Origin of the sequence: Pseudescherichia sp. AS216 (genome assembly GCF_037152055.1) — a bacterium.
Taxonomy (GTDB): domain Bacteria; phylum Pseudomonadota; class Gammaproteobacteria; order Enterobacterales; family Enterobacteriaceae; genus Pseudescherichia.
The window spans coordinates 1,095,101-1,120,944 of the sequence record NZ_JBBCMV010000001.1 but is presented as its reverse complement, the minus strand read 5'-3'; the positions used below and the strand labels follow the sequence as shown (position 1 = coordinate 1,120,944).

The 25,844-nt window shown below is 57.3% G+C and carries 23 protein-coding genes; 8 read left to right on the top strand and 15 right to left on the bottom strand.

The window, feature by feature from the left end; all coding sequences use genetic code 11:
* The 14 genes from WFN61_RS05490 to WFN61_RS05425 all read right to left on the bottom strand — a co-directional run.
* Positions 1-1,484 (bottom strand): DUF6531 domain-containing protein (locus WFN61_RS05490; protein WP_337038072.1); only part of this gene is annotated, 1,484 nt, incomplete at its 3' end.
* Positions 1,481-1,927 carry a DUF1795 domain-containing protein gene (locus WFN61_RS05485; protein WP_257757500.1) on the bottom strand — a complete coding sequence of 149 codons (447 nt, stop codon included), beginning with the start codon at positions 1,925-1,927 and terminating at the stop codon, positions 1,481-1,483. The genes WFN61_RS05490 and WFN61_RS05485, both read right to left, overlap by 4 nt.
* Positions 1,928-2,205: 278 nt before the next feature.
* Positions 2,206-3,327 carry a hypothetical protein gene (locus WFN61_RS05480; RefSeq protein ID WP_337038070.1) on the bottom strand — a complete coding sequence of 374 codons (1,122 nt, stop codon included), beginning with the start codon at positions 3,325-3,327 and terminating at the stop codon, positions 2,206-2,208.
* Positions 3,328-3,418: 91 nt separating this feature from the next.
* On the bottom strand, positions 3,419-3,928 hold the full coding sequence (locus WFN61_RS05475) for a hypothetical protein (RefSeq protein ID WP_337038069.1): 510 nt from the start codon (positions 3,926-3,928) through the stop codon (positions 3,419-3,421).
* A gap of 60 nt (positions 3,929-3,988) precedes the next feature.
* Positions 3,989-4,567: a hypothetical protein gene (locus WFN61_RS05470; RefSeq protein ID WP_312928090.1), complete on the bottom strand. Its 579-nt coding sequence runs from the start codon at positions 4,565-4,567 to the stop codon at positions 3,989-3,991.
* A gap of 195 nt (positions 4,568-4,762) precedes the next feature.
* The gene (locus WFN61_RS05465) at positions 4,763-5,065 is read right to left on the bottom strand and encodes a hypothetical protein (protein WP_337038065.1); all 303 of its coding nucleotides are present in this window, start codon (positions 5,063-5,065) and stop codon (positions 4,763-4,765) included.
* Between the two features lie 32 nt (positions 5,066-5,097).
* The gene (locus WFN61_RS05460) at positions 5,098-5,457 is read right to left on the bottom strand and encodes an immunity protein Tsi6 family protein (protein WP_312928088.1); all 360 of its coding nucleotides are present in this window, start codon (positions 5,455-5,457) and stop codon (positions 5,098-5,100) included.
* 17 nt (positions 5,458-5,474) lie between these two features.
* Complete coding sequence (locus tag WFN61_RS05455; RefSeq protein WP_238084628.1) at positions 5,475-5,702, bottom strand: Imm74 family immunity protein; 228 nt, start codon at positions 5,700-5,702, stop codon at positions 5,475-5,477.
* Between the two features lie 129 nt (positions 5,703-5,831).
* Complete coding sequence (locus WFN61_RS05450) at positions 5,832-6,575, bottom strand: hypothetical protein (RefSeq protein ID WP_337038062.1); 744 nt, start codon at positions 6,573-6,575, stop codon at positions 5,832-5,834.
* Positions 6,576-6,599: 24 nt separating this feature from the next.
* On the bottom strand, positions 6,600-8,528 hold the full coding sequence (locus WFN61_RS05445; protein ID WP_337038059.1) for a type VI secretion system Vgr family protein: 1,929 nt from the start codon (positions 8,526-8,528) through the stop codon (positions 6,600-6,602).
* Between the two features lie 333 nt (positions 8,529-8,861).
* Positions 8,862-10,322, bottom strand: coding sequence for a mannitol dehydrogenase family protein (locus WFN61_RS05440; RefSeq protein WP_337038057.1), 1,461 nt, complete (start codon positions 10,320-10,322; stop codon positions 8,862-8,864).
* Positions 10,323-10,481: 159 nt separating this feature from the next.
* Positions 10,482-11,816: an MFS transporter gene (locus WFN61_RS05435; protein ID WP_257757490.1), complete on the bottom strand. Its 1,335-nt coding sequence runs from the start codon at positions 11,814-11,816 to the stop codon at positions 10,482-10,484.
* Positions 11,817-11,872: 56 nt separating this feature from the next.
* The gene (gene rspA / locus WFN61_RS05430) at positions 11,873-13,087 is read right to left on the bottom strand and encodes a starvation-sensing protein RspA (RefSeq protein WP_042393601.1); all 1,215 of its coding nucleotides are present in this window, start codon (positions 13,085-13,087) and stop codon (positions 11,873-11,875) included.
* A 108-nt stretch (positions 13,088-13,195) separates the two neighbouring features.
* A complete protein-coding gene (locus WFN61_RS05425) occupies positions 13,196-13,522 on the bottom strand; it encodes a YnfA family protein (RefSeq protein ID WP_312178072.1) in 327 nt (108 codons plus the stop codon).
* Positions 13,523-13,628: 106 nt separating this feature from the next.
* Here WFN61_RS05425 and WFN61_RS05420 point away from each other — a divergent pair, with 106 nt between their 5' ends.
* Positions 13,629-13,970, top strand: coding sequence for a DUF1283 family protein (locus WFN61_RS05420; RefSeq protein ID WP_144811666.1), 342 nt, complete (start codon positions 13,629-13,631; stop codon positions 13,968-13,970).
* A 2-nt stretch (positions 13,971-13,972) separates the two neighbouring features.
* Here the strand turns inward: WFN61_RS05420 and WFN61_RS05415 are convergent, their stop codons facing one another.
* Positions 13,973-14,683, bottom strand: a complete 711-nt coding sequence (locus tag WFN61_RS05415; RefSeq protein WP_312928623.1) for a YnfC family lipoprotein — start codon at positions 14,681-14,683, stop codon at positions 13,973-13,975.
* A 258-nt stretch (positions 14,684-14,941) separates the two neighbouring features.
* Between WFN61_RS05415 and atzF the strand changes: the two genes are divergently transcribed.
* Genes atzF through urtD form a run of 7 tightly spaced genes read left to right on the top strand, consistent with a single transcriptional unit; the run spans position 14,942 to position 25,843 of the window.
* Positions 14,942-16,741: an allophanate hydrolase gene (gene atzF / locus WFN61_RS05410; protein WP_337038054.1), complete on the top strand. Its 1,800-nt coding sequence runs from the start codon at positions 14,942-14,944 to the stop codon at positions 16,739-16,741.
* Positions 16,734-20,354: an urea carboxylase gene (gene uca / locus WFN61_RS05405; protein WP_337038053.1), complete on the top strand. Its 3,621-nt coding sequence runs from the start codon at positions 16,734-16,736 to the stop codon at positions 20,352-20,354. The genes atzF and uca overlap by 8 nt, the downstream gene beginning before the upstream one ends.
* A 2-nt stretch (positions 20,355-20,356) precedes the next feature.
* Positions 20,357-21,043: a GntR family transcriptional regulator gene (locus WFN61_RS05400; RefSeq protein WP_257757485.1), complete on the top strand. Its 687-nt coding sequence runs from the start codon at positions 20,357-20,359 to the stop codon at positions 21,041-21,043.
* Between the two features lie 34 nt (positions 21,044-21,077).
* A complete protein-coding gene (urtA, locus tag WFN61_RS05395) occupies positions 21,078-22,349 on the top strand; it encodes an urea ABC transporter substrate-binding protein (RefSeq protein WP_337038103.1) in 1,272 nt (423 codons plus the stop codon).
* 59 nt (positions 22,350-22,408) lie between these two features.
* Positions 22,409-23,983: an urea ABC transporter permease subunit UrtB gene (gene urtB, locus WFN61_RS05390; protein ID WP_337038051.1), complete on the top strand. Its 1,575-nt coding sequence runs from the start codon at positions 22,409-22,411 to the stop codon at positions 23,981-23,983.
* A complete protein-coding gene (urtC, locus tag WFN61_RS05385) occupies positions 23,983-25,059 on the top strand; it encodes an urea ABC transporter permease subunit UrtC (protein WP_337038049.1) in 1,077 nt (358 codons plus the stop codon). Before urtB ends, urtC begins: the two co-directional genes overlap by 1 nt.
* Positions 25,052-25,843 carry an urea ABC transporter ATP-binding protein UrtD gene (gene urtD, locus WFN61_RS05380; RefSeq protein WP_144811685.1) on the top strand — a complete coding sequence of 264 codons (792 nt, stop codon included), beginning with the start codon at positions 25,052-25,054 and terminating at the stop codon, positions 25,841-25,843. Before urtC ends, urtD begins: the two co-directional genes overlap by 8 nt.
* Position 25,844 lies beyond the last annotated feature (1 nt).

Sequence of the window (25,844 nt, the reverse complement as noted above, 5' to 3'; positions counted from 1 at the left end):
GCGGCGTCGGTGGCAGCAGCCAGCTGTCCGCGCGCGTCGTAGCGCCAGCGCATCAGCGGCCACGTTTTATCCCCGCCGGAGTGGGTGGCGGCGGTGACCCGCTGCGGGAAGTGCTCATCCTCATAGTGCAGCGTGACGTCGATGGCCCGGGGTTCGTCATGGAGACTGACCAGGCGGCCCTGTGCATCCCACTCCGTTTCCAGGGCGTTGCCGTACTCATCGCTGAGCGAGGCCAGCCGGAGCAGGCCGGGGTCAGTGCGCACAGGCTTAAACAGCCGCCAGACGGCCCCGTCCTCATCCGCAATCGCCACGTCGCCGTGTGCATTGCGGCGGACCATCACCCCTTCGCTGATGCTGTACAGCGCCTGGTCGACCGCAGGGAGGGTAAAGCGCAGCTCACGCCCGGTCTCATCCCGCCAGGTCACCTCGTTTTCATGCAGCATGAGACAGCTGTCATAGGCGGTGGCCCAGCCCTGACCAAACAGCCCTTCGCGGGTGTTCAGGCTGTTGTAGCTGCGCTGCCAGCGCAGGGGGAAACACCCCGGCAGGGAGAAGTCGAGTTCATGCCCGTCATTGAGCACCTTCACCCCGGTGGCGGCATGTACCGGGTGCGGGGAGGCGAAGAGCGCGTTAACGGCCATATCTGCCAGCATGCCGCCCCCGGCCGCCGCCAGCGCACAGGGCATGTTTTTCAGCATGGTGCCGGGGCGACCGCGGATGAGCGACAGGGCCACCATCGCCAGGGTCAGCCCCGGCACCTTACCGCTTTTAATATCCCGCACCCGCAGCGTTCCGCCGCCGATAATCACATCCGGCGACGCCCCCGACACGGTGCCGCCGCAGGTGGTGCGGTCCCCGGTGCGCACCGCGGGCTGGCCGTTGATAAACACGCTGTCAGACCCCTCCGCCAGATACCGGGGGCCTGCATGTCTGTCACACAGCACCCGGTCCTCTTCCCGCGGCGTGGTGCCCGGGTCGGCGGAGGCCACGGTGGGCTGCCACATCTCCCTGCCCGTCTGCCCGGCGGCAGCGAGCAGCATCCCGCCGTAATCGGCGAAGCTGTCCGGGGACTGCGGCTCCGGCCCGGGCATATCCGCCGGGGTGAGCCAGCCCGCCGCCCGGGCCGCCGGCAGGCCGTTGATAATCACATCCGGCGAGCCGGTAACGATGTTACCCGCCGGCGACGGCGGAAAGAGCCTGTCCCCCAGCCCCGCCGCCGCCTGCGTGATGTCGTCCGTGACACCGGCCAGGTTCGCCAGGACGCCGCCGATGATGCCGCTTAACACGCAGCCGGAGCCGATGGCCGCCACCCCTGCGGCCGCCGCGCCGGTACCCAGCAGCGGGGCGGCCACGGTGGCGGCGGCTGCGACGGCCGAGCCGGCGACGGCATACGCCACGCCCTCTGCCATAATGCCGGTGATATCGGCGAAGACGGCGGAGTGAATAATCTCATCGCCCTGACGGGCCGCGTGGTTGTCGCTCATGATTCAGACGTCCGGGTGCTATTCAGCGTCAGAGTCTGTTTCAGGGCGTCCCAGCGCTCGCCATCTTCGTCAGTGAACGGACGCAGCGCAGAGAGGGTAAAAATCATCAGGACGGGTTTATCCGGCACCTGGACGGCGAGCTGCCGCTGCCACAGGCGCTGCCCGCTACGCTCAAATGTGTTTTCGACTTCTGTCGCAGGGATATTACTATCCGCCCCTGCGGTTACGCGCTGAAAGTCACTCTGGGTAATCTCTTCCATTTGCGTACGCAGCACATCCCACTGCCGGTGAAACTCTTTTTCGGCATCGCTGCCTTCAGGAATAGTGCCCCGGCTGACCACCACGGATAAACCGCTTTCGTCATCGCAAAGAACAGTCATGCTGGTGTCCCGCCATGCGGCAGGAAAAAGGGAAAACGTCCCTTCCTGAAAGGTGTATTTCATAATTTGGTTTTGCTCCTGCGCTAATAATAAAATCCGTCTTATTTAATGCCGGGCATGTCAGAGCGAGACGCTTATTACTACAACAGTTAATAACAAACGGTTAGCGTTTCAATAAACGCTTCAATTGATAAAAAATGCACCTGTACTTTACCCGCTGAGTTTCCCCGCGTTTTGCCTTAAAATGCTATCGCTTTTTATTATTCATTCACCCCCTAAATGGTTTGTGCCATTACTGGGGGGCTAATATCGATGCTTTTATTAATAAGCTTTATGAGAGGTTAGGACTTTCCCGCCTGAAACTGCCGAGTTAAAACATATTTATCTGGCGCGTAATAATTCCCGTTCACTGGCGCTTTAATAAGATGCCACTTCATTTTCACTCCATCAAGCTCAAGTGTCGCGCGGCCATTCTTACCCCCAAATGAGGAATCAAATTTGATCTCTGCCTTCCCATTCTTGACTAAACCATGAATGTTATTCTCTTCATCCCCGGGGCAGTCAATGCGATTTCCGGCTTGCGTGATATAGCAATAGGTTCCGGTCAAGACATTCCCCGTCTGATTTAATGATAAATTCAACGTAGATTGCCCTACATCTTCCCCCTCCCAACGACCGGTAAAATTGCTTTCAGCATTTGCCTTTATCTCTTTTGACCAAATGCCCTTTTCGTTGAGAATGATCTTATTATTGCTGATAACGGTCAGGCTATCATCAACTTTACTCAGCATATAGGCCACCTGCCCGTTCTTGAACTCATAGATGATAATTGGACATGAAGCGGAATCGCACCTCGCCCTTGATGCCTTACCGGTAAGAGTTAACTCCGCACCATCTTTTTTGCGCTTGCCATAATAGGTCGCATCGTTACACTGGCCATCGGGTTGACACTGTGTGGTAATTTTGATGACAAACTTGTCTGAAGTAAAATAGTCCACTTCAGATCCCTTTCCGCGCTTGTCCTCTGCCAGAGTGAAGCTCATACCTTTGAAGCGTGCAGCCCACTCATTGATAGCAGGATGAACATTATGAAGCTCATCATCATTCGTTTTGTAATGAAGGATTTGCGCATCTGGCGTGACCCATCCAGCATAGACTTTACCATTCGGGTAAATAACGAAAGCGGAGGCATTTTCAAGATAGAGATCGTTCAGCCAACCCTCGACAAAAAGCCCGCCGTCCGGCGTCTGATGAGGCTCACCAAAAACGTCAAAATTTTCGATAAAGGCGTTATAGTCCTCACCTAGCGTGTGCTGGAGTTGAGACTGGATCTCTTTATCACTCAAGGAAGCTGATACCTGTTGAAGCTGACTATATATTGTGAGATCGATTGAGCTTAATGCCGCCAGCGGCATAAACAGTAAAGTTGAGAAGAGCGGGAGCAGAGCATACTTCTTAAACATAACTACACCTTCCATGCGTTTTTGAACTGATTTATTCTATCAGTCCGGGGTTGCATTTCTACCCACCTTTAATGGCAACGCATTACTGCTTTTAATCACCTGCAATCACCACCCTGGCCAGACAATCAGGATCTTTTACCGTAAAGCTGAAACTGATTTTTTGCCCATTGATATCCGCAGGCGTACTTAAGCTGGTAACCTCATTTTCCGAGCGCCCACGAGGATAGTCTGTCATGCTTAAATCATGATAATGCTCTTTAACGATCGCAGGCGTAATGCATTGATTTGAAGGAGAAAAAACAAAGAGAGGCGGTATAGCTGGACGATTTTTACTTAAGCGTAATTCAATGGTAGAAATTAGCAGGCCATCCGCAAGCTTGACAGGCTCAGCCGTATAAAAATTTATATACTCATTTTCGTTAGATAATCTGAATGTCAATAATGAGCTATCCAAATTGTCAATAGATAGGCTTTTTATAGCCGAGCTTGCAGCTGGAATAAACTGCCAAATATTTTGCGGCTGCCCTCTTTCCTCTGCCATTCCTGTGCAGGGCAATAGAGCGATGGCTAAGCCTATTTTGAACCCCAGGATAGTTTTCACCCAACCTCCTTCGTTATAATTTTTTACACGCCGCGTGAGAATCATGCTGAGACGACACAATCACTCTGAATCATTATCATAATTCATTGTTATTTTTAGGACTTTATTATTTTTGATTTGAAAAGAAAGCACTTTCGCTCCAACCGCGTACGAGATCCACTCTTCCCCATCATCATGTTGAGCTTGCCCCGTACCATATAATTTTCGCAAATCATCAACGCTTGCGCCAACATGGATTCCTCGAGGGGTAGCAATATCTGGTGCCGTTACGGTAATCTGGGCGACAATGTAATCATCGACGCTTCTTTCGGCCTTATCCCACCAAAGATTAGCACTATAGAGTTCTACACCAGGCTTTTTATGCTGATAAAATTTATAGTTTGTACCATCAAATGGAACCTCACCCACAAAGTTTCCGGCATCTTCTATTGCTGTCTCACGGGCAAGGTTATTGTCCCACCGGTCACCCAATGTGACGGAATGATTATTTATGATTACAGAAAAATCACTTTTGGTTAAGGTATTACTCGAAGGTGCCTCGATGGGCTGTGTAGCCTGGCCTGCGATCGCAACGTTGGGCAGACAGAAGACCATTGAAAACAGAAAAAGATAATTAAATGCGTTTTTAGCTTTTCTCACACTGCGTGTCCTTTAAATTCCACCATTCAACGTAAACCGCACAGTTTAAGCCTGTGCTTAATGTTATTGGCAGCTTGCTATTTTTCGACCATTTTTGACAATTAATAATACCTTGGTGTAATGATCGGCCGATACCTGATGCATCAGACTCCCCTCCAGCTTTGCGCATCCGCGAACCGTTACCGGACCCTGGTATTAAAACAACTGCATCGACTTGACCTTCTGTTCAGGTTGGTTGTCAGGATCGTCATCATCTGTACCTGCCGATGGTAACACGCTAACCGGTTCTGCCAGGAGGACAACCGGAACCGTCACCTTTTTATCGCTGGCGTTTTCGCCATAGCCAGGCGGCCCGGCAAACTGCTTTTCAACAACTTTACCGACGATCGTAACGGTTTCAGGCTCATAGTGGTAGACCGTTTCAGCGCAAAGCGAAGCGCTTGAAAGCAAGAACAGCAATCCTGCCATGCCCTGGGTTTTATATTTTAATGTAAACATCACCTGCCTTTTAATAAGGAATTTTTGAAAGACTACTGGGAGTTGAATTTTTTGTATCGCTTTTGTCTTTTAAGGTACTCCGTATCTTGCTCGTGGGGCAGGATAACCTTTAAGCCCTGTGCCATTTGTGAAGCTATGTAATTTGCATTAGAGAGATGCCCGGCAAGCTCTTCATCGGTAGTATCAAACTCTTTAGATGCTAGTGCACCGAGGTTTAAAGAATGTAACTTACTTTTGTCGCTTTCGGAACCAATCAAAATGCCCTTGATATACTCTAACTGCGCTTTGGCTAACGAGTATAATGAAAAATCTGGCTTACTTGAAATTCGTAGGCTAACCACATGGATAGCATCGTTGATATAATCAAGCGCCGTATAACTTTCTTTATTCATCAAGCACCTCAATCTTATCAGATAAATTGTATAACCATATGCGAATTTGATGTTTTATTTATTACCTCATCTATGTACATTTTCTTCACATCCTCGGTTAGGATAATGTGTTCATAAGGATATTCAAAACGCTGCATTGTCTTTTTTTCTGCGACAAAACCTCCAGCCACCCTTTCCCCTTGCACTTTAATCTTTCTGCCGCCTATATCTAGAACAATGTAAGAACTAGCCCCTGTTATCTTCATTATCAACTGCACCTCATAAAGATTTATTTAACTAGTAATCATCGGGGTATGCTTCCTTAAGCCGATGCTGTTTTTCATTATAGTTCTCTTTTAATCTGTAAGGTTAATCATTATAGGCCGTCTATAATATCACGTTGCGCTGGAGTCAATACTGCTTGAATCAGGACACCATATCAAGTTCACCCACTGACCTGCCTGGTTTACCAGCACTCTCCCCCCTTCACTGACGGTTAATTTCACCGGTTTATAGTCAACTTTGTAACTAACGTTGCCATTAACAAACTCTGCACCTACCACCTCACCTGCTGAGCTTTGCAGCGTCTTACCTTTGAGTGTCATTACGCTGTTATCACTTTTACGCACACCCAAATAAGACACGTCATTACACGGAGCGTTGAAATCACCGCAGTGACTGGTAATCATAACAGTGAATTTCATTGTAGAAAATTCTCGTGTGACCGAAGAGGTAGCAGGGGGCTGCCGGGTGAGAACGTAATTCAAAGGGGCGTAGTAATCGCCACGGACCGGTGGTTTTGTAAGCTGCCACTTCATCTGTTCTCCATTGAGTTCAAGCGCCGCATGACCGTTTTTACCCCCGAATGACGAATTAAACACGACTTCAGCCTTGCCATTTCTGACTATGCCATGAATGTTTATTTCATCATCTGGCGGACAATCAATACGATTACCGGCTTGGGCGATATAACAATAGGTTCCGGTTAATGTGTTATCTTTTTGTCTCAATGATAAATCTAACATTGATAGTTCTTTGTTTTCTCCATGCCATTGGCCAGCGAAGTTAACTTCTGCTATAGCAGGCAAGCTAAAAGCACTTTCTAAAACTAGAAAAATCAAAGAGTTGATGTTTTTCAAACTACCACCTTAAAGCAGCACACCTTAACTCCCCTTTCCCGACCTAAACTTCGCCTGTACCGCCGCCTCGATATTACGTTTATGTCCTGCACCGGGGGCGATAGTTCCTGGCTGTGTGCCGGATACATTGAGGTGAATCTTGCTGCCGGTAGTGATGTACCCTTCCCCCTCAACAAAGAGATTAAACTCTTTGCCGATCAGGTTAATCTGACCGTTGGCGTTCAGCTCAATAGCACTCTCACCGGATACCAGACGCAGCTTCGTACCTGAAGCAATAACATACTGCTCAACGGCAGCATCCAGCTTGCCTTTGCCGGTCAGGATCTCGGTTTCCCCTTTCACTGCCTGAGTCTGGTTAGCCTCAACGCGGTGCAGTTCGTTTTTGCGCACGTAGTGGCTGCGTGCGCCATTAACGCTGTGCGTCTCATCATTTTTGACATGGGTGTCCATATTGCGCTCGGCCTGGATCCACACCTGCTCCTCTCCCGCCCTGTCCTCAAAGCGCAGAACGTTGGCGTTATCCGCAGAGCCATCCTTGGTACGGCTCATGAATCCCATCTGCGTCGCAGCTGCCGGGAGTGTCCACGGGGGCATGCTCGCCTCGTTGTACACCCTGCCGGTGACTAATGGCCGGTCCGGATCGCCGTTGATAAAATCCACCACCACCTCATCGCCCACGCGCGGGATCTGCACCCCGCCATAGCCCTGGCCTGCCCACGCGCTGGAGACGCGCACCCAGCACGAGCTGGTATCATCCCCCTTCGCCAGCCGGTCCCAGTGGAACTTTACCTTCACCCGGCCGTATCTGTCCGTCCAAATGCTCTCGCCCTCTGGTCCCACCACCTTTGCGGTCTGCGGGCCATAGGTACGCGGCCACGGGGTGGTCTGTGCCGGGCGGAACACCACCGACGACGGGATGACCGTAAACTCGGTAGAGTGAACGGTGTCATCTTCAGATCCGCTGGCGTAACGGTTCTCCACAAACTCATAGAGTGCGGAGGTGGTCAGGTACTCGCCGTTGTCGCTGAAGAACGGCGCATCGCTCAGGGTGAAGGTATTTCCCGGTGCAATACCCATAGCCGTGGCGGTGGCATTTATTTGCCGGTGCTCTACCTGCCATCGCTCCTGGCGGATGCGGGCATAAAACTCGCCGTGCCCCTGCTCAACAAAGCGCCCCGGCCAGTCATAGACATCGATGCTCCCCGGCTGCGGCGAGGTCGGGTTCTGCTGCGCCTGGAGCATCCATGCGTTCGGCTTGCGGAAGTCGTAGTCGTCCAGGCTGTAGAGCCCCGGCGTCACGCTGTCTTCCAGTGCCCATTTGCCGATACCCTCTTCGTCCGTGCTGCCGCCCGACGGCGTCACATGGTAGGGGATAATTTCATAACCGCTGAAAGGTTGATGCTGCACAGCTGCATCCGTCAGCACCAGCGTGTGCCTGTCTACCTCGTGACGGAAATGGTAAGCAATACCCTCCAGCTCCATCAGGCGGCTAATAAACGCGAAGCTGCTCTCCTGATACTGTACGCAGTAGTTCCACACCCGGTAGCTGCCGGTGAGTCTGTTTTCCACGCTGACATCAAACTCGCCCAGCAGGGTGGCGATGATGTGCGGCACCGTCTGGCTCTGGAAAATACGCAGGTTGCGGTCACGCTTCATCGGCCACAGATCTGGCTCGACGGTCAACTCGTACTCCGCGTAGCGCGTGCCGGCCAGCTCTACCGCACTCACGCCAGCCTTAGTGATTTTGCCGTTGATATAGCGCGGCGACAGCGGGTTCTGCGCCGGGATGGTGATGGTCACCGGCTGGCCCAGCAGCGTGCTGCGATCCAGACGAGCATCGGTGCCGAGCACGGTCAGCTTTAGGGCGAACAACTCAGACATCGCCTCACGGCCAGAGAGTTTCCAGAAAAGCAGCCCCTCAACGGGAAGCTGAACGGTTATTCGGTTGTGCAAAATTCATGATCCGTTTAAGCAAAATAAAGCGGATCTATACCCTGACCGCCTGACTGGCTGCACCGGCAGGATGTAAGCAGATTATTCCTTTCAGAAGCAGGCCAAAGGTGAAGAGAGGGCTTAAGAGCTGGGTAGGATATCGGAGGAAGAAGACAGACAGGTCACTCAGCAGCCATATACCGCCACACGGCAAATGACAAAAAAGGCTCAGTAGCAACAGCCGTTAATAATTTGATAAATAACGCATTAGGAAATTCTTAGAGGCAAGAAAATCAAAGAAAAATGCCGATCGCTATTAATCGACCGGCATTGCACTATGAAAACTGCTTTTGATTAACGTTGAGCGTACTGCGCGACGGTGGCTTTCGCCCCCTTCGCCAGCAGCTGCTGATAAGCCTGCTGAACCTGTTCCACGAAGGCACGCTCCTGCGGCAGCTCTTTGCCAAAGATCGCCTCGATGCCCAGCAGCGCCATCACGCGGGATTCGCCCTCTTCACTGCCGTTAACCGCCTGCTGAATAGTAGACAGCAGCGGATCGCTGACCTCAATCGCCTGCCCTTGCTCATCTACGCCGCCAACGTAGCGCATCCAGCCCGCCACGCCCAACGCCAGCAGGGAGAAGTCGCTGTTGTGCACCAGATGCCAGCGCACGGAATCCAGCATTCGCTGGGGCAGCTTCTGGCTGCCGTCCATGGCGATCTGCCAGGTGCGGTGGCGCAGCGCCGGGTTGCTGTAGCGGGCAATCAGCTGATCGGCATAGTGAGCCAGATCGACGCCCTTCACCTTCAGCGTCGGAGCCTGCTCGTTTAGCATCAACGTATGCGCAGCGCGGCGATAGTTTTCGTCTTCCATGCACTCGTTGATGTGCTGGTAACCCGCTAAATAGCCGAGGTACGCCAGGAACGAGTGGCTGCCGTTGAGCATTCTCAGCTTCATCTCTTCAAACGGCACTACGTCGGCAACCAGCTCCGCGCCTGCTTTTTCCCATTCCGGGCGTCCGGCAACAAAGTTATCCTCGATCACCCACTGACGGAACGGCTCGCAGGCCACGCCTGCCGGATCGCGTACCCCGGTCAGCTGTTCGATTTTGTCGAGCGTATCGGCCGTTACGGCTGGAACAATACGGTCTACCATAGTAGACGGGAAGGTGACGTTTTGCGCGATCCACTCGCCAAGCTCAGCGTTCACCGCCCGGGCGTAGGCGCAGACCACGTTGCGCACAACGTGACCGTTTTCCGGCATGTTATCGCAGGACATCACGGTAAAGGCTGGCAGGCCAGCGGCTTTACGGCGAGCCAGCGCTTCAACGATAACGCCCGGGGCGGATTTCGGCTGCTGTGGGTTTTGCAGATCGGCGACGATCAATGGATGATCCAGCATCAGCTCACCGGTGGCGGGCGCGTGGCAGTAGCCTTTCTCGGTGATCGTCAGAGAGACAATCGCCACCTGCGGCTCACAGAGTGCGGCAAATACGGTTTCCAGACCGTCGACCTGCGCGTGCAGAGCGCGTTTCACCACCCCGACCACGCGCGCCGTCCATGCGTCGGCAGACATCTCCGCTACGGTATAGAGATTATCCTGCTGCTTAAGATCGGCAATCTGCTGCTCGCCGCCGATCAGGTTGACCTCGCAATATCCCCAGTCGCTGTTGTGCTCTGCCGCCAGGATATCCGTGTAGACCCCCTGGTGGGCGCGGTGAAATGCACCAAAACCTAAATGGACGATACGGGGAACCAGTGTGGTGCGATCGTAGCCTGGCAACGCAGCCTTTGCCGTTAAGAGCGTGTTTTGCATTATATGACCTATGGTTTAATGAGATCAGGACCCATCGAGAGTAACGCTTGTATGGTTGTATGCTTTGACCTGAATTAAGCTTTTGGCAATTGGTATGACATCATAGGAAAGTTATGTGACAGGCGGCATCCTTGCCGCCAAACGAAGTCAGAAACTAGATTAATGTTTTTGCCACTGCTGATATTCGCGTTTTAACCGCTGCGGTGCCGTTTCGGGCATCATGAGTAGACCAATAACAGAGATGACACCCAGAACAACCACATAGGTCGCCAACCCATAGTAGTGACCATCCGTAACCTGCAAAATCTTGACTGCAACTAACCCGAGGATCCCGCTCCCGATGAGTGACCCCATCTGCCAGATTAAGGCGATACCGCTGCAGCGAATATGCGTTGGGAAAAGTTCAGGAAAATAGGAAGCTTGAGGTGCATAGCACATGCTGTGCCCTACGCTAAGTACGAGGATCATCACCAGTTGGGTTAACCAGAAACTATCCTGATTAATCGCAAGGAAGAACGGGACAATCATAATAATCTGCAGCAGTGCACCCATAATATAGACCGGCTTGCGGCCAATTTTATCGCACAGGGATCCCATCAACGGTATGGCAAAGATTTCCAGAATGACCGCGACAATCATGGTTTCCATTAAAATATTGGCATCGAGATTATTAGCCTTACCGTAGGCCAGCACGATGACGGTAAACATGGCGAATGTGCAGGCTTCAATCAGCTTGGCGCAGACCCCTTTTACGACGATCCCTGGGAAATCGCGGATCACTTCCACCAGCGGACGCGACTCTTCGGCTTTGGTTTCACGTATTTGGGCGAAGACCGGTGATTCATCGATTTTAAGACGAATAAACAGGCCAACAATAACCAGTAACAGGCTTAATAAGAAAGGAATGCGCCAGCCATAGTCCATCATCGCTTCCGGAGAGAGTGTTGCGTTGAGTAGCGCAAACAACGCTAACGGCAGCAGGAAGCCTACCGGCGCGCCAATCTGCACCCAGCTGGCAAAGAAGCCGCGATGTTTCGGCTCTGAGTATTCTGCCGTCATCAGTACTGCCCCGGCCTGTTCACCACCAACGCCAAACCCTTGCAGAACGCGAATTAAAATAAGTAACACCGGAGCCCAGACCCCAATTTTTTCATAGGTCGGTAAGAGCCCGATACAGAACGTGCCCAGGCCTACAATCAGGATTGTAATAACCAGCGCTTTCTTACGACCAACCTTATCGCCAATATGCCCGAATACTATCCCTCCTAGCGGTCGTGCTAAAAATCCCACTGCGTAGGTAGCAAATGCCGCCAGTGTGCTAATAAGCGGATCGCTACTTGGGAAAAACAGGTGCCCAAAAAAGAGCACCGCAGCAGTACCGTAGGCGAAGAAATCATAATATTCAGCCGCTGTACCAATTGCCGAGGCAGAGGCAACCCGGCGAATAATCGGCTTGTTATCTACGCCGTTTTTAATATCAACTGAACTCACCATAATATGTACCTATGTAGGGTATAGGGTTAATTAACGTATTGCCGGTGTGATTAAAATTACCAGTTCCACAGGGTGCCGTCTTCGAGGCGGGCGACCGGCAGGTAGGCAGGGTCGTAGGGGTATTTCGCGGCCAGCTTCTCATCGAACTCAATGCCGAGGCCGGGCTTCTCGCCTGGGTGCATATAACCGTTGTCAAAGGTCCAGCTGTGCGGGAAGACCTCCAGCATCTGCTCGGAATAGCCCATGTACTCCTGCACGCCAAAGTTCGGTACCCACAGGTCGAAATGCAGCGCCGCCGCGTGGCAGATCGGCGAGAGATCCGACGGGCCGTGGGAGCCGGTACGTACCTGGTAGAGCGAGGCGAAATCAGCGATACGGCGCATGCCGGTGATGCCGCCCGCATGGGTAATGGTGGTGCGGATATAGTCGATCAGCTGCTCTTCAATGAGCTGCTTACAGTCCCAGATGCTGTTAAAGACCTCACCTACCGCGATGGGGGTTACGGTGTGCTGGCGAATTAAGCGGAAGCAGGCCTGGTTCTCGGCTGGGGTCGGATCCTCCATCCAGAACATACGGAACTCTTCTATGCTCTTGCCAAAACGCGCCGCCTCAATCGGGGTCAGGCGGTGGTGCATATCGTGGAGCAGATGCTCGTTAAAGCCAAACTTGCTGCGCACCGCATCAAACAGCTTCGGCGTAAAGTCGAGATACTTCTCCGTTGACCAGAGCTGCTCTTCCGGCCACTGACCTTTAGTAGCCGGCTCGTAGGCCAGGCCTTTGCCTTTAGACATGCCGTAGGTGGTTTTCATGCCCGGCACGCCGCACTGAACGCGAATAGCTTTGAACCCCATCTCTTTATGGCGGGCGTAATCTTCCAGCACGTCATCAATGCTGTGACCGGTGGTGTGGCAGTAAACCATCACCCCTTCACGAGAGGCACCGCCCAGCAGCTGATAGAGCGGCATATTGGCTGCCTTGGCTTTGATATCCCACAGTGCCATGTCGATAGCCGAGATAGCGGACATGGTGACCGGACCACGACGCCAGTAAGCGCCCTTATAGAAGAACTGCCAGATATCTTCGATGCGGTGTGCGTCGCGGCCAATCAGCTGCGGACAGAGGTGATCCTTAAGATAGGACGCCACGGAGAGCTCGCGTCCGTTTAGCGTGGCATCGCCCAGACCGACAATCCCCTCGTCGGTGGTAATTTTGAGGGTGACAAAATTGCGCCCCGGACAGGTAACAAATACTTCAGCCCCTACAATCTTCATCTTCTGATCCTTTACATCTCGGTTGTGATGGAGAGAATCTACGCAACTGAGCTACTACCATACAAGTATGATAATCACAAAACCTTCGCTGGATCACAAAAAAAGGCGCTATGCGCGCCCCCATCCTGCCACGATAATCAGCATACCGCAGAGCGCCACCAGCGCGCCGAGCCAGTCATAAACGCTGAGCCTGACGCCATCCACCACCCGCAGCCAGATCAGCGCGGTGCAGACGTAGACCCCACCGTAGGCCGCGTAGACCCGGCCGCTGGCGGCCGGATGCAGAGTTAACAGCCAAACAAAGGCCGCCAGCGCCACTCCGGCCGGGATAAGCAGCAGCGGGCTGGCTCCCCGCTTGAGCCACAGCCACGGCAGGAAGCAGCCGAGAATTTCGCACAGCGCGGTAATAAAAAAGAGCAGCGTGGTATGGAGCATGGCGGTGGTAAACATTACGGGCAACGGCCTTATATCGTTTCAGAAGAATGGTGTAGAATAACGGGAGGCGAGCACCACGTCTTCTCTATCGAACCAAGGAATAACAATGAACATGACCTTTAGTAAACGCCTCTGCGTGGCGGCCATGCTGACGCTGGGTGCGGGCATGATGAGTGCCACAGCCAACGCCGATACAAACAAGCTTATCATTGAGTCCGGCGACAGCGCCCAGAGTCGCCAGCAGGCCACAATGGAAAAAGAGCAGTGGAACGATACGCGTAACCTGCGCCACAAGGTGAACACCCGCGTGGAGAAAGAGTTTGATAAGGCCGACGTGGCTTATGATGCTCGCGATAACTGCCAGCAGAGCGCTAACCTCAACGCCTATTGGGAAGAGAATACCCTGCGCTGCCTTGACCGCCGCACCGGGCGGCCAATCGGACGTTAATCTCAGTAGTAGGCAATGGTATTTTTGATCGCGTACTTATGCTCAACGGCAGGGGTTACGCTTTCATCTACGATCGTCAGGGAGCAGCTCACCGGGTTGTCATGACGATCGTATTCGCAGGCCTGCTTCACGCTGCCGATAGGCTTATCGTTCAGCGTACTGACGCCGGTATAGTCGAGCTTCTTACGTCTGTCCGTTGAGGGCGTTGATTCCACGGACAGATGCATCTCTTTACTGGTGGTCGATTTGCCAAGCGGATACCCTTCCGCATCGTACTTGTAGTTAATCTGCAGCTCCTTGCCACGCGCAAGCACCACAAAGCCCTTCTCATCCGTATCCCAGGTCACGCCCGCCGACAGGAATTCGGCCAGCTGGCACTTACCCTGCAAGCGCAGGCGCTTTTCATGGGTCACGGCATCGACATAGAAGTTGGCATTCAGCACCAGCGCCAGCCCGGTGTTGTTATCCACATCCTGAAGCTCCAGCGTATCAAAACAGCCCTCCTGCGAGAGCGTGCCGGTTACGCGTTTAGAGACTTCTCCCTTATCGTTGAGCAGCGTCTGGCTAAAGTCTTTCACCGGGCCACGCAGTGGGTCAAAGTCAAACTCATTGGAGAAGCTGGCCATCTCCGGCGTAAACGACACCGGCGCTTTGCCGTCATCGCATCCGGCCAGCACTGCCGTGACGGCTGCCAGCATCATTAACTTTTTCATAAATTTCCCACCCGTTGCACCTTATTAAAGCATCTTAGCAAATTCAGTAATTTATGTAACATCATCCCTTTGTATTACCCACGTCCTCGCACCGTGACCGCGCGCACCTTTTTTGTTCAACGCTGCGCAGGCCGGGTGCAACCCTAACCTGCGCGCCACGGCACATTATTAAAATGTTATTAATTAACAATAGATTAAAAACTGGCACGCCGCTTGCTATTTGAATTCCATCTTGTATACCAGATGGAATTGCTCACTATGACAACAATGACCGGCCAGACCCTGAGCGGTTGGCAGCAGCAGATCCAGCAGCAGCACGGCGAGGTTTTATCTCTGCTGACGGCGCACCTGGCAACCCTCTCTGCTGACGACAATGCCTGGATCACCCTTGCCACGCCCGAGCAGATCGCCGCCCAGCTGGCAGCGTTAACGCCCCGCTATCAGCAAAACCCGGCGGCGCTGCCGCTGTATGGCATCCCTTTCGCGGTAAAAGATAACATCGACGTCGCCGGATTTCCGACCACGGCGGCCTGCCCGGCGTTTCGCTATATCGCCGAGCAGGATGCGACTACGGTTGCGCAGCTTAAAGCCGCCGGGGCCATTGTCATTGGCAAGACCAATCTCGATCAGTTTGCTACTGGACTGGTAGGCACCCGTTCCCCGTGGGGCGCGGTGAGCAACAGTTTTAATCCGGACTATGTGAGCGGCGGCTCCAGCTCTGGCTCGGCATCGGCAGTGGCCCGCGGTCTGGTCCCCTTCTCCCTGGGAACCGATACCGCAGGCTCCGGCCGGGTGCCCGCCGGTTTCAATAACATCATCGGGTTGAAACCGACTAAAGGCTGGTTCTCCGCCAGCGGCGTGGTTCCAGCCTGCCGCCTTAACGATACCGTATCGGTGTTTGCTCTCACCGTCAGCGATGCCTGGACCGTTGCCGAGGCGGCGGCAGGCTACGACGCCCGTGACGCCTACTCGCGCCGCGCACCGGCCACCGCGCCCGCCGCGCTGCCTGAGCGCCCGCTGTTTGCCATTCCCGACACGCTGCAATTCTTTGGCGACGCCCAGGCCGAAGAGGCGTGGGAGCGCGCCCTGGAGCAGCTCCGCGCCTGTGGCGTAACGCTGAAAACCATCGATTTCACACCGTTCGCCGAGCTGGCCGCCCAGCTCTATCAGGGGCCGTGGGTTGCCGAGCGCACCGCTGCCGTAGGAGAGATCATCGACCGCCCGGAGGAGATGGATCCCACGGTATATCAGATTATTGCCGGGGGTAGCCGCTTTAGCGCGGTAGAAGCCTACAAAGCTGAGTACCTGCGCGCCGAACTGGCCCGCAACATTCAGCAGGCCCTTGCCGAAGTCGACGCGCTGGTCGTGCCTACCTCACCCACCATCCGCAGCAAAGACGAGATGCAGCAGGAGCCGATCCGCTACAACTCGGAGTTTGGCACCTATACCAACTTTACCAACCTGGCCGATCTCAGCGCCCTGGCCCTGCCCGCGCCGTTCCGCGCCGACGGACTGCCCGCCGGGATCACCCTGCTCGCCCCCGCCTGGCACGATCGCGCCTTAGCCAGCTTCGGCATTCGCTGGCAGGCGCAGAGCGGCCTGCCCCTGGGGGCAACTGGCAGCCGACTCCCCGCAGGCCAAGCTCTGCCTCTCTCACAGGATCACGTGCGTGTTGCGGTCGTCGGGGCGCATCTGCGCGGCATGCCGCTTAACCACCAGCTGATTAACCGTAAGGCGGTGTTTGTGGAGGCCAGTGAAACCGCCTCCTGCTACCGCCTCTACGCCCTGGCTAATACCCAACCGGCAAAGCCGGGCCTGGCCCGGGCCAGCAGCGGCGAATCTATTCAGGTTGAGCTGTGGGATATCCCGCTGGCGCGCTTCGGGGAATTTGTTGCCGAGATCCCGGCCCCGCTGGGGATCGGCTCTCTGGAGCTGGCGGATGGCCGCTGGGTGAAAGGCTTTATCTGTGAGGGTGCGGCGCTCGGCGACGCGCAGGACATTACGGCTTACAAAGGCTGGCGGAACTGGCTCGCCAGCAAGGAGATGCAGCATGTTTGATCGCGTACTGATTGCCAACCGGGGCGAAATCGCCTGCCGCGCCATCCGCACCCTGCGCCGTCTGGGGATCGTGAGCATCGCCGTCTATTCCGATGCGGATAAAAACGCCGAACACGTCAAAGCGGCAGATATCGCCCTGCCGCTCGGCGGAGAGAAGGCCAGCGACAGTTATCTGCGCATCGACAGCATTATTGATGCCGCTAAACAAAGCGGCGCGCAGGCTATCTGGCCCGGCTACGGTTTTCTCTCTGAGAGCCTGGCCTTTGCCGACGCCTGCGAGCAGGCGGGCATTGTCTTTGTTGGCCCCACGGCGCAGCAGATTGGTGAGTTTGGCCTCAAACACCGGGCACGGGAGCTGGCCGCGCAGGCTGGCGTGCCGATGACGCCGGGGACGGGTCTGCTGAACAGCCTCGACGAGGCGCTGCTGGCCGCGCAGCAGATTGGCTACCCGGTGATGTTGAAAAGCACCGCGGGCGGCGGCGGGATAGGCTTGACCCGCTGCGCCGACGGCGAGGCGTTGCAGCTGGCGTGGGAGAGCGTCCGCCGTCTGGGCGAGCAGTTCTTCAGCGATGCAGGCGTGTTTATTGAACGCTGCATCGATCGCGCCCGCCACGTCGAGGTGCAGATCTTCGGCGATGGTAACGGCAACGTCGTGGCCCTCGGGGAGCGCGACTGCTCTCTGCAACGCCGCAATCAGAAGGTGGTGGAAGAGACGCCTGCGCCGGGGCTACCGCAGGCGACCCGCTCTGCGCTGCTCGCCTCCGCCGTTGAGCTGGGCAAGCTGGTTAACTACCGCAGCGCGGGCACGGTGGAGTACATCTATGACGCCGGGCAGGATGCGTTCTACTTTCTTGAGGTCAACACCCGCCTACAGGTAGAGCACCCGGTCACTGAGTCCGTTACCGGTCTCGACCTGGTGGAGTGCATGCTGCGCGTTGCCGCCGGAGATACCATCGACTGGGCACGGCTCCAGCGCCCACCGCAGGGCGCGGCGATTGAGGTGCGGCTGTATGCCGAAAATCCGCTGAAGAATTTCCAGCCGAGCCCTGGCGTGCTGACCCACGTGAGCTTCCCGGAGAACGTACGCGTCGACAGCGGCGTCACCACCGGCAGCGAGGTCTCCGCCTTCTACGATCCAATGATCGCCAAGCTGATCGTCCATGCGGATACGCGCGAGGCGGCCCTGCTTACGCTGCGCGAGGCGCTGGACGCCACCCAGCTGCACGGCATCGCCACTAACCTTGACTACCTGCGGCAGATCGTCGCTAGCGAGGCCTTTGTTCAGGGCCGCGTCTGGACGCGGATGCTCGATACCTTTACCCCGTCGATGGCGGCCATTGAGGTATTACAACCCGGTACATGGAGCAGCGTTCAGGATTACCCTGGTCGTCCGGGCTACTGGGACGTCGGCGTCCCGCCCTCGGGCCCGATGGACGATTTTGCCTTCCGCCTGGCTAACCGCATCGTCGGCAACCACGCCTCCGCCGCCGGGCTGGAGTTTACCCTGCAAGGCCCGACGCTGCTGTTTCACAGCGACACCACCATTGCCCTGACGGGGGCCGACTGTCATGCCGAGCTTGACGGCCAGCCGGTGGCGTACTGGCAGCCGGTGGCGGTAAAGGCCGGACAGACGCTGGTGCTGGGCCGCGCCCAGTCCGGGTGTCGCACCTATCTTGCGGTGCGCAACGGTATCGATGTGCCCTGCTATCTCGGCAGCCGGGCGACCTTTGCTCTCGGACAGTTTGGCGGCCACGCCGGACGCACGCTGAAGGTGGCCGACCTGCTGCCTCTCTCCCGTCCTGCGCTGGCCGCCTGCACCACGCCTGCGCCAGAGCGGGATCCGCAGCCGCTGGCCGCCGGGCTGATCCCGGAGTATGGAGAGAGCTGGCACATCGGCGTGCTCTACGGCCCCCACGGCGCACCGGACTTCTTCACCCAGGAATCAATGGATGAGTTCTTCGCCAGCGAGTGGCAGGTGCACTACAACTCTAACCGTCTCGGCGTGCGCCTGAGCGGGCCGAAGCCGTCCTGGACCCGGCCAGACGGCGGCGAGGCGGGCCTGCACCCGTCTAACGTTCACGACTGCGAGTACGCCATCGGTGCGATCAACTTTACCGGCGACTTCCCGGTGATCCTCACCCGCGACGGCCCCAGCCTCGGCGGTTTTGTCTGTCCCGTGACCATCGCCAAAGCGGAGCTGTGGAAGGTAGGCCAGGTGAAGCCAGGGGATCGCCTGCGCTTCTACCCGATTAGCGTTGAAGAGGCGGTGGCGCTGGAGAAGGCCCAGCACCGCATCGTTGAGACGCTGGAGCCTGCCGAAACGCTACCTGAGTTTGCTACCCCGTCGCTGGCGGATCGAGACGGGATCTCCGCCGCCGCGCTGGTCTCTTTACCGGCCAGCGGCACGACGCCCGCTATTTGCTATCGCCAGGCGGGCGATAACTACATCCTGATTGAGTATGGCGAAAACGTTCTCGATCTGGCCCTGCGCCTGCGCGTCAGCCTGCTGATGGAGCAGCTTCAGGCTCTGGCCCATCCGGGCATCAAAGAGCTTTCGCCTGGGGTGCGCTCGCTGCAGATCCGCTACGACAGCCTTGTTATCAGCCAGCCGTCGCTGGTGAAGATGTTGCTGGAAATTGAAGGCCGCCTGGGAGACGTCAGCGAGATGAAGGTGCCGTCGCGCATCGTCTGGATGCCGATGGCCTTTGAGGACAGCGCCACCCTTGGTGCGGTCAGCCGCTACCAGGACACGGTACGGGCCAGCGCCCCATGGCTGCCCAACAACGTTGACTTTATTCAGCGCATTAACGGCCTGGCGGATCGTCACGCGGTGCGCGACACGATTTTCGACGCCAGCTACCTGATCCTCGGCCTCGGCGATGTCTATCTGGGTGCGCCCTGCGCCGTCCCGGTGGATCCGCGCCACCGTCTGCTGAGCTCGAAATATAACCCGGCGCGCACCTTCACCGCCGAGGGCACGGTAGGTATCGGCGGGATGTATATGTGCATCTACGGTATGGACTCCCCCGGCGGCTACCAGCTGGTGGGCCGCACCCTGCCTATCTGGAACAAATTCCTGAAAAACAGCCAGTTCAAGCCGGACGAGCCGTGGCTGCTGCGCTTCTTTGACCAGGTTCGCTTCTACCCGGTCAGCGAGGAGGAGCTGGATCGCCTGCGGGATGATTTCCGCGAAGGCCGGGCCACAATCCGCATCGAGGAGACGGTATTCGACTACGCCGAGCATCTGCGTTTTCTTGCGCAAAACGCACCGGAGATTGCCCAGTTCCGTGAGCGTCAGGCTACCGCCTTTAGCGAAGAGGTTGCCCGCTGGCAGCTGGATGAGCAGGCCCAGCCCGAGGAGATCGTGCTGCCCGCGGCTGAAGAGATAGATGACGGCGCGCTGGCGGTGAACGCCGACATGAACGGCAACGTCTGGAAGGTGCTGGTCCAGCCGGGCGATGAGGTTATCGAAGGCCAGCCGCTGGTGATTGTCGAGGCGATGAAGATGGAGCTGGCGATCCACGCTCCGCAGGCGGGCCGCATCAAGCGTATCAGCTGCCAGCCTGGCCGTCCGGTAAGCCCCGGCGACGCGCTGCTGTGGCTTGAGTCGTGAGCATGAGCGGCAAGCCTGGGCTGGCGGAGCGCATCTACCGCGCGCTGAAAAATGAGATTTTCACTTTTCAGCTGATGCCGGGGGATCGCTTTAGCGAGAGCGAGGTTGCCGGACGGATGGCCGCCAGCCGAACCCCGGTGCGCCAGGCGCTCTACTGGCTAGAGCACGAGGGCTACGTCGAGGTTGCCTCCCGCAGCGGCTGGCAGGTGAAACCGTTCGACTTCGCCTGGTTTGAGGCGCTGTACGATCTGCGGATCGTACTAGAGCGCGAGGCGGTTCGCCGCCTGTGCGGAATGCCCCCCGGCACCTGCGCCGAGCATCTCGCCCCGCTGATTGCGTTTTGGGTCGATGCCCCGCCGCTGGAAGACGGGCTGGCGGTCTCGCCCCACGACGAGCAGTTCCATACCGCGCTGGTGGCGGCAACGGGCAACGGCGAGATGACGCGCGTTCACATCGATCTGACGGAGAAGATCCGCATTATTCGCCATCTCGACTTTACGCGGGACGATCGGGTGGCAGCGACCTATCAAGAACACGGGCGCGTTCTACGCGCCATTTTGACACAGCAGACAGAGGAGGCGCAGCGGATCCTGACCGACCACATATTACAGAGCAAAGCGGTGGTCAGAAAAATCACACTACACAGGCTTCAGCAATCGCGGCTATCGCCGGTTTCATCGCAGATATAACGCAATAATTCTCTTACACTTTTAGGGGTTGATGATGAAAAGACGTTCGTTAATTAAAGCCTTTGCCCTCTCCGCAACCATGGTCGGCATGGGGATCTCCTGGCAGGCCTGGGCCGCCGATACCATCAAGGTCGGCATCATGCACTCGCTCTCCGGCACCATGGCGATCTCCGAAACGCCGCTGAAAAACGTCGCGCTGATGACCATCGATGAGATCAACGCCAACGGCGGCGTGCTGGGGAAAAAGCTGGAGCCGGTGGTGGTCGATCCCGCCTCTAACTGGCCGCTGTTCGCCGAGAAAGCCCGCCAGCTCATCTCCCAGGATAAGGTCGCGGCGGTGTTTGGCTGCTGGACCTCGGTGTCGCGCAAATCGGTGCTGCCGGTCTTCGAGGAGCTGAACGGTCTGCTCTTCTATCCGGTGCAGTACGAGGGCGAAGAGATGTCACCGAACGTCTTCTATACCGGCGCGGCCCCTAACCAGCAGGCGATACCGGCGGTGGAGTATCTGATGAGCGAGGACGGCGGCAGCGCCAAACGCTTCTTCCTGCTGGGCACCGACTACGTCTACCCGCGCACCACCAACAAGATCCTGCGTGCCTTCCTGCACAGCAAAGGCGTGCAGGATAAAGATATCGAAGAGGTCTACACCCCGTTTGGCCACAGCGATTACCAGACCATCGTCGCCAACATCAAGAAGTTCGCCGCCGAGGGCAAAACCGCCGTGGTCTCCACCATCAACGGCGACTCCAACGTGCCGTTCTATAAGGAGCTGGCTAACCAGAGCATCAAGGCCACCGACGTGCCGGTAGTGGCCTTCTCGGTGGGCGAAGAGGAGCTGCGCGGGATCGACACCAAGCCGCTGGTGGGCCATCTGGCGGCATGGAACTACTTTGAATCCGTCGATAATCCAACCAACGCTAAGTTTGTGGCTGACTACAAGGCCTACGCCAAAGCGCATAACCTGCCGAACGCCGATACCGTGGTGACCAACGATCCGATGGAGGCCACCTACGTCGGGCTGCACATGTGGGCCCAGGCGGTAGAGAAAGCGGGCACTACCGACGTGGATAAGGTCCGCGCGGCGATGGCCGGACAGACCTATAAAGCGCCGGACGGCTTCACCCTGACCATGGATAAAACCAACCATCACCTGCACAAACCGGTGATGATCGGCGAGATCGAAGATAACGGCCAGTTCAACGTCGTCTGGCAGACCGAACAGCCGGTTCGCGCCCAGCCGTGGAGCCCGTTTATCGCCGGTAACGATAAAAAGCCGGATACGCCAGTGAAATCCACCGGGCAGTAACCCAGACGCCCGGCGGCATGGGCTGCCGGGCAATGACTCCATCAGCGGAATAAGCGACCATGAAAATAGCCACGCGCTTCGGCCTCTTCTTTGCCTGCTGCCTGCTGTTCATCGGCACGGCCTCTGCCGGACCGGCAAGCGACTACGGCGCTGCCAGCCGCACCCAGCAGGCGCAGCTTTTACAAACCTGGTCCGCCGCACCCGATGCGTCGCGTTTGCCCCTGCTCCAGGCGCTGCGCCAGGAGAACGTGGTTGTCGATAAGCGCGGCCAGCTCTTTACCCTGTCGGGAGAGACCCTGACGCCGCTGGAGGGCAACGCGGCCCCGGAGGGTAATCCGCGCAAACTGTTTATGAACAACCGCATCCGCACCCTGGTGGCTAACGCGCTTGCCGCCCACCAGCTGGTCAGCGAGGATCGTACCCAGCGCCTTGCCGCCGCACATAATCTGCAAAACGACGCCACGGCAGAGCAGCTTCCGCTGCTGCAACAGCGGCTGGCCCAGGAGGAGGATGACGAAGTAAAGGCGACCCTGCTGCTGGCCGTTGCCACTCTCCAGCTCGCCGATGCACATCCGCAGGTGCGCCTGCAGGCGGTTAAACAGCTGGGTGAAAGCAGTGCTCCGCCGATCCAGGCCAGCCTTCAGCGGCTGACCCAGCCACAAAATGAGCCGGACGCCAGCGTGCGCGCCGCCGCCGCCGACAGCCTGAAGCAGATCCAGCAGCGTCTGCGCTGGGGTGACTGGCTGGGGCAGGCCTTCAGCGGCCTGTCGCTGGGATCTATCCTGCTGCTGGCGGCTCTGGGGCTGGCCATTACCTACGGCCTGCTGGGGGTGATCAACATGGCCCACGGCGAGATGCTGATGCTGGGGGCGTACGCCACCTGGCTGGTGCAGGATCTCTTTGCCCGCCTCGCCCCGCAGTGGCTGGCCCTCTATCCCATTGTCGCCCTGCCGGTGGCCTTTTTCATTACCGCCGCGATGGGCATGGCGCTGGAGCGGCTGATCATTCGTCATCTCTATGGCCGTCCGCTGGAGACCCTGCTGGCGACCTGGGGCATCAGCCTGATGCTGATCCAGCTGGTGCGCCTGCTCTTCGGAGCGCAGAACCTGGAGGTGGCTAACCCTGGCTGGCTCTCCGGCGGCTGGGCGGTGCTGCCGAACCTGATCCTCCCATACAACCGCATCGCGGTGATCGTCTTTGTCCTGCTGGTGCTGGCCCTCACCTGGCTGCTGCTCAACAAGACCCGCCTAGGGATGAACGTGCGGGCGGTGACCCAGAACCGGCGGATGGCCGACTGCTGCGGCGTACCCACCGGGCGGGTCGATATGCTGGCCTTCGGGCTGGGCTCCGGCATCGCCGGGCTGGGGGGCGTGGCGCTGTCGCAGCTGGGCAACGTCGGCCCCGAGCTGGGCCAGGGCTATATCATCGACTCATTTTTAGTGGTGGTACTGGGTGGCGTTGGCCAGCTGGCAGGTACGGTGGTGGCGGCCTTTGGCCTCGGCATCATCAACAAGCTGCTAGAGCCGCAGATTGGCGCGGTGCTGGGCAAAATCGCCATCCTGGTACTGATCGTGCTGTTTATTCAGAAACGCCCGCAGGGGCTGTTCGCATTCAAGGGGCGAGTGATCGACTGATGAGCCAACCTATCACCCTGACGCTGGCGCAGCGTGCGCCCCTTCTGACGCGCACCCTGACGCTGGGCATTATCGTCCTGCTGCTGGCCCTGCCTTTTTTGGCCCTGCTACCGCAGGATCATCCCCTGGCGATGTCCGCCTACACCCTGACGCTGGTGGGCAAGATCCTCTGCTACGCCATCGTTGCCGTGGCGCTGGATCTGGTCTGGGGCTACGCTGGCCTGCTGTCGCTGGGGCACGGACTGTTCTTTGCGCTTGGCGGCTACGCGATGGGCATGTACCTGATGCGCCAGGCGGCGGGCGACGGCCTCCCGGCCTTTATGACCTTTCTCTCGTGGAGCGAGATGCCGTGGTTCTGGACCGGCACCCAGCACTTTGCCTGGGCGCTGTGCCTGATCGTGCTGCTGCCGGGCCTGCTGGCGCTGCTGTTTGGCTACTTTGCCTTCCGCTCGCGTATTAAAGACGTCTACTTCTCGATCATGACCCAGGCGCTGACCTATGCCGGGATGCTGCTCTTCTTCCGCAATGAAACCGGCTTCGGGGGTAACAACGGCTTCACCGGCTTTACCACCCTGCTCGGCTTCCCGGTTACCGCTACCGGAACGCGGATCGGCCTGTTTATCGCCACCGTGCTGCTGCTGATCGCCGCGCTGGGCATTGGCATGGCGCTGGCGCGCAGCAAGTTTGGCCGGGTGCTAACTGCGGTGCGCGATGCCGAGAACCGGCTGATGTTTTGCGGTTACGATCCGCAGGGATTCAAGCTCTTTGTCTGGACGCTCTCCGCCGTGCTCTGCGGCCTTGCCGGCGCGCTCTACGTGCCGCAGGTAGGCATTATCAACCCAAGCGAGATGTCGCCCACTAACTCCATCGAAGCCGCCATCTGGGTAGCGCTGGGCGGGCGCGGCACGCTGATCGGGCCGCTGCTGGGCGCGGGCATCGTCAACGGAGCGAAGAGCTTCTTCACCGTGGCCTTCCCGGAGTACTGGCTCTTTTTCCTGGGCCTGATGTTTATCCTCGTCACGCTGTTTTTACCGCGCGGCGTTATTGGTTTGCTGAAGCGGAGAAAGCATGACTGACACCCTTTTTACCCAGCCGCTGCCGCAGGATCGCTACCGGGAGACCACCGACCCGGTGCTGATGCTGGAGAATATCAATGTCTCCTTCGACAGCTTCCGCGCCCTCACCGACCTGACGCTGGCGATTGGCGTTGGCGAGCTGCGCTGCATCATCGGCCCCAACGGCGCAGGCAAAACCACGCTGATGGATGTGATCACCGGCAAGACCCGCCCGGACAGCGGCAGCGTGGTTTACGACCAAAATATCGACCTGACCCAGCTCTCCCCGGTGGAGATTGCCCGCGCGGGCATCGGGCGCAAGTTTCAGAAGCCGACGGTATTTGAGGCGCTGACGGTGGCGGAGAATCTGGAGATTGCCCTGAAAACCGACAAATCAGTCTGGGCCAGTCTGCGGGCGACGCTCAGCGGCGAGCAGCGGGATCGCATCGATGAGACTCTTGAGCTGCTGCGGCTGGCAAATCAGAGCCAGCGTCAGGCGGGGCTGCTCTCCCACGGCCAGAAGCAGTTTCTGGAGATCGGCATGCTGCTGGTACAGGAGCCACACCTGCTGCTGCTCGACGAGCCAGCCGCCGGGCTGACGGACGCCGAGACCGAGTATATCGCCGAACTGTTTCGCACCCTGGCAGGCAAGCACTCCCTGATGGTGGTGGAGCACGATATGGGCTTTGTCGATACCATTGCCGATCACGTTACGGTGCTGCACCAGGGCCAGGTGCTGGCCGAGGGTTCCCTGCGCGACGTGCAGGCGAATGAACAGGTTATTGACGTTTATCTGGGGCGTTAAC